This is a genomic window from Sphingomonas sp., from assembly GCF_042091075.1.
Taxonomy (GTDB): Bacteria; Pseudomonadota; Alphaproteobacteria; order Sphingomonadales; family Sphingomonadaceae; genus Sphingomonas.
In genome coordinates, this window is record NZ_JBELIE010000225.1 from 1 (window position 1) to 3,957 (window position 3,957).

Below are 3,957 nucleotides of genomic sequence, written 5' to 3' on the forward strand. Positions count from 1 at the left end.
GGAACCCGCTGTTCCGTTTTCGCCGGGTCAATTACATCGAAATGATGGCGCCGTTCTTCACCCGGGATGCGCTGCGATGCGTTGCGCCATTGTTTGAATACGGGTGGGAGAGCGGCTTCGACCTGGTATGGGGCAGCGCTTTGCCCGCCGAACAGCGGCAGTTCGCGATCATCGACGCCATTCCCGTTCATCACACCCGCCCGGTCGGAATACAGAAAGAGGCCAACGGCTTCATCAACCGCAATTACGAATCGGATATCATGGCGTCGCTCAATCATTTTGCGATGAAATGGCCGAGTCTCGTGGCGTTCTCCGGGCAAACACGGCGTGGGCGCGAAGTCGGGCGGATCGGGGTGGCGTGGCGCACGCTCGTCCTGCTTAGCCTGCCGTTCAATTCGCCGACCCCCCGGGCCTGGCGGCGGGTGTGCGATCATATCCGCCACCAGTGGATGCGCCGTCCGGCCTATTCGGAGCATGTCCGCGCGATGTTGAGCGATGACGCGGCGCGACGCCTGCCCCAGCCGGAACCGGTCGAGCACCGGACACCGGACGAGGTGCCAGATCGCGCCTTCACCCCGCCCGACGCCGCGCGCGGGCCTTACGAAATATAAACCGCACCTTCGCTATCGCCCTGTCGTTCCACAATGACAGGGGCATACGCGGGGATGGGGGCGGAGTCCGTCACGACGAACATCGGCGAGCGCGGGCGCATCGCCGGTGAATGACAGCTCGGCGATCGAGGTTGCGGCCAGCGGGCGTGCCGACGTTCGGCGCGTGCCGCCGCGCGGCGCCGCGACGATGCGGCGGTTTCGCTCCGTCATACTGCTGATCGTGGGCGACGCGATCGCGATCGTCGCGCCCTTCTTCGTCGCGCGCCTGCTGCGCCCGTCCTATGATATCGATCCCGCGCCGATCTTCGGCATGATCCAGTTGATGCTGTATCTGTTGATCGGCGGCCATGCAGGGGCGTTCGCGGTCGCCGCGCGCACCGATGCGGTGCAGGCGATACGGCGCAGCTGGTATGCCCTGGCGATCGCCCTGGCGGTGCTGCTGATGGCGGTCTTCTATCTCAAGAAGGGCGAGGATTTCTCTCGCGTCACGCTGGCGGCAAGCTCGCTTGGCGCTTTCGTGGCGGTGGCGCTGGCGCGTGCCATGCTGGTGCCGCGGCTGGCTGCGTTGGTGGGGGGCGATCCGTTCAGCGCCGCGCTGATCCGTGACGGTGACGCGCCGATCCCGGCGGGCAGCTTTTCGACCGTGCTGTATGCCGGTGACGATCTCGATCCCGAGCGGCACGATCCGCTGATGTACGACCGGCTGGCCGCCGCCCTGATGGCGATGGACCGTGTCGTCGTCACCTGTCCGCCCGAGCGGCGGCTGGCGTGGGCGCGCGCGTTGCGCGGGGCGAATATCCAGGGCGAGCTGGCGATGCCCGAACTGACGATGCTGCGTCCGTTGGGGTTGGGCCCCGATCGCGCGGCGCCGTCGGTGATCGTCGCGGTCGGGCCGTTGAGCCTCTCGGACCGGGTCGTCAAACGCGGCTTCGATCTGGCGCTTGCGATCCCGGCGCTGATCTTCCTTGCGCCGTTGATGACGCTCATCGCCTTGTGGGTGATGCTCGATTCGCCCGGGCCGGTGCTGTTCAAGCAGATCCGCATCGGGCGCGCCAACCGCATGTTCCGGATCTATAAATTCCGGTCGATGCGGGTCGGCGACGCGGCCGGGCATCGCTCCACCGCGCGTGACGATGATCGCATCACCCTTTCAGGCCGGTTCATCCGCCGCACCTCGCTCGACGAACTGCCGCAATTGCTCAATGTCGTTGGCGGCAGCATGAGCATCGTCGGCCCGCGGCCGCACGCTCTGGGGTCGCGCGCGGCGGACAAATTGTTCTGGGAAGTCGACTCGCGCTACTGGGATCGGCATGCCGCCAAGCCGGGGCTTACCGGCTTGGCGCAGATTCGCGGCTTCCGTGGTGCGACGATGGTCGAGGACGATTTGCGCAACCGGCTCGAATCGGATCTCGAATATTGCGCGTCATGGTCGATCTGGCGCGATGTGAAGATCATCGTCCTCACCGTCCGGGTGCTGTTGCACCGCAACGCCTTCTAAGGTCGCCCCGGCGGCGATCAGCCGCGCGCGATGTCGGCCGACCAGATCGACCAGCCAGGAGCGGAAGGCACGGATGCGGCGCAACTGGCGGGTGTCGCGATGCGTCACCAGCCAGAAGGCGCGGGGGATCGTCACCTCGGGCAGGACACGCACGAACGCCGGGTCGCCGCCGGCGATGAAATGCGGCAACACTCCGATCCCCGCGCCGCTGGCGATCAGCCGCGCCTGCGCCTGAATGCTGGTGCTGCGCAGCACCGGCGCCAGATCGGGATCGATATCGGGCAGATAGCGCAGCTCCGGGGCGTAGAGCAGATCGGGAATATAGCCGATCAGGCGATGCGCGCGCAGGTCGTCTGTGCCTTCCGGGATGCGCTGCCGCGCGAGATAGGCCGGGGCGGCGTAGAGGCACAGGCTATAGTCGGACAGTTTGCTGGCGACGACCGGCCCCTGTCGCGGACGCGCCAGCAGGACCGCGCAGTCCGCCTCGCGCTTGGACGGGCTCAGGAAACCGTTGCTGGCGACCAGATCGATCGACAGCGCGGGGTGCGCGGCGGCGAACTCGTGGAGATGCTCCGCGATCAGCCAGTTGCCGAACCCCTCCGACACGCTGACGCGCAGCAACCCCGACAGCGCCTCGCGTTCGCCGCCGGCGACCGCGATCCGCTCGGCCGCGCGGCCCATCTGCTCGACCTGCGCCAGCAGCGCCTCACCCGCCTCGGTCAGTACCTGGCCCTCGCGCGTCTGCTCGAACAGGGTGCGGCCGAGCCGCGCCTCCAGACGGCGCAGGCGGCGGCCGATCGTTGTGGCATCCACGCCAAGCTGCGCCGCCGCGCGCGCCAGTTGCCCGGCCCGCGCGATCGCGAGGAAATCCTGCAGGTCGTTCCAGGGAATAGGCTGCGTCAATGCAGGTGAACGTTGCAGATTTGCCGCTTGCTTGCAAATCCGAAGCGGCCCAGACCGCCGCGGGATAGCAGGAGAGCGATGCGATGCGGATCATCGACCATGTCGTTGCAGGCGGTGCCGCCGGCGCGGCGACGCGCCACGGTGACGTCTTCGACCCGAACAACGGCGAGGTGCAGGCGCGTGTGGCGCTGGGCAGCACCGCCGATCTGGACAAGGCGGTGGCGGCGGCGCAGGCGGCGCAGCCCGCCTGGGCGGCCACCAATCCCCAGCGTCGAGCGCGCGTGATGTTCCGGTTCAAGGAACTGGTCGAAGCGCATATGGACGAGCTGGCGCACACCCTGTCGAGCGAGCATGGCAAGGTGATCGCCGATTCCAGGGGCGACATCCAGCGCGGGCTGGAGGTGATCGAATTCGCCTGCGGCATCCCGCACGTGCTGAAGGGCGAATATACGCAAGGCGCGGGGCCGGGGATCGACGTCTATTCGATGCGTCAGCCGATCGGCATCGGTGCCGGCATCACGCCGTTCAATTTCCCGGCGATGATTCCGATGTGGATGTTCGGCGTCGCGATCGCATGCGGCAATGCCTTCATCCTGAAGCCGAGCGAGCGCGATCCCAGCGTGCCGGTGCGACTGGCGGAGCTGATGCGCGAAGCGGGGCTGCCCGAGGGCGTGCTGCAGGTCGTCCATGGCGACAAGGAGATGGTCGACGCGATCCTCGATCACCCAGCGATCGGCGCGGTCAGCTTCGTCGGTTCGTCCGACATCGCGCACTACGTCTATCGCCGCGGCGTCGAGGCGGGGAAGCGTGTCCAGGCGATGGGGGGCGCGAAGAATCACGGCATCGTCATGCCCGACGCGGATCTCGACCAGGTGGTTGCCGACCTGTCGGGCGCGGCCTTCGGCTCGGCCGGCGAGCGCTGCATGGCGCTGCCGGTGGTGGTGC

At 67.5% G+C, this 3,957-nt stretch carries 3 protein-coding genes and 1 pseudogene; 3 read left to right on the top strand and 1 reads right to left on the bottom strand.

The window, feature by feature from the left end; translation table 11 throughout:
- Both ACFDSW_RS15765 and ACFDSW_RS15770 read left to right on the top strand, forming a co-directional pair.
- A pseudogene (locus tag ACFDSW_RS15765) lies at positions 1-611 on the top strand (hypothetical protein); the annotation flags it as partial.
- Between the two features lie 106 nt (positions 612-717).
- The gene (locus ACFDSW_RS15770) at positions 718-2,109 is read left to right on the top strand and encodes a sugar transferase (RefSeq protein ID WP_375251215.1); all 1,392 of its coding nucleotides are present in this window, start codon (positions 718-720) and stop codon (positions 2,107-2,109) included.
- On the opposite strand, the gene ACFDSW_RS15775 is transcribed toward ACFDSW_RS15770, so the two are convergent.
- Positions 2,035-3,012: a LysR family transcriptional regulator gene (locus ACFDSW_RS15775; protein ID WP_375251216.1), complete on the bottom strand. Its 978-nt coding sequence runs from the start codon at positions 3,010-3,012 to the stop codon at positions 2,035-2,037. The genes ACFDSW_RS15770 and ACFDSW_RS15775 overlap by 75 nt on opposite strands.
- A gap of 83 nt (positions 3,013-3,095) precedes the next feature.
- On the opposite strand from ACFDSW_RS15775, the gene ACFDSW_RS15780 reads away from it, so the two are divergent.
- The coding region (locus tag ACFDSW_RS15780; protein WP_375251217.1) for an aldehyde dehydrogenase family protein at positions 3,096-3,957 on the top strand (862 nt) is incomplete at its 3' end.